Annotated in this window: 1 protein-coding gene and 1 pseudogene; both read left to right on the top strand. The window is 37.7% G+C overall.

The features are described 5' to 3' along the window. Nucleotides 1–439, top strand: a pseudogene (locus tag ALO_RS22525) (hypothetical protein); the annotation flags it as partial. Between the two features lie 28 nt (nt 440–467). Then, on the top strand, nt 468–698 hold a 231-nt coding region (locus tag ALO_RS23205; RefSeq protein WP_004096858.1), incomplete at its 3' end, for a DUF6960 family protein.

The raw sequence follows: 698 nt of genomic DNA on the forward strand, positions 1-698 counted from the left end.
GGTTAAGGCTACTTGGAATGTAGACCCAGCGATGCAGGCAGCGGATGAAGCAGCAGGAGTACTGAAGAATGGCTCATATATTAAAAATCCTACAGCACAGAATATTAATGGGTTGATTAAAGAAGGCTCAAATTATGTGGGTAATTCTAAATTCAACGGTCAGTATATGTATGTTGTTGACACTCAAGGAAATATCATAATTGGGAGCCGTGCTGGTCAACATATGCCACATCCTACACTTGTTGGCGGTTCTAATCCTCAAGTACAGGCAGCAGGAATTGTTGAGATTCGTGGCGGAAAGATATATAAAATTGATAATGCGAGTGGTCACTTCAAGCCAGGAAATGGTTCTTTAGATGCTGCACAAAATGCATTTAGTAAATTGCCATCTAATGTATTCTCTAAAAACTTTCAAGGATATGTACCTTATGGTCAGTAAGGGCACTACTTAGAAAGGTTGTGATATTTTGAGTAAATATAAAGATTCATGGGGGCTTTATCCATGGTTTTTAGAAGAGGGTGAACATCTAATATTTCCAAGTGACTTTGATAATTTCAAGAAACTGTCACCTCATGGGAAGGTATTCAAATGTATTGATGAAGTGGATGGATACTTAGTCCTACAGTATGGAAAAGATATATTCAGAGTAAAGTCCGACTTATATAAAATTGTAGATAAACCACGCTTTGAGATGGGA

This window comes from Acetonema longum DSM 6540, from assembly GCF_000219125.1.
In the GTDB taxonomy this organism is placed as follows: Bacteria; Bacillota; Negativicutes; order Sporomusales; family Acetonemataceae; genus Acetonema; species Acetonema longum.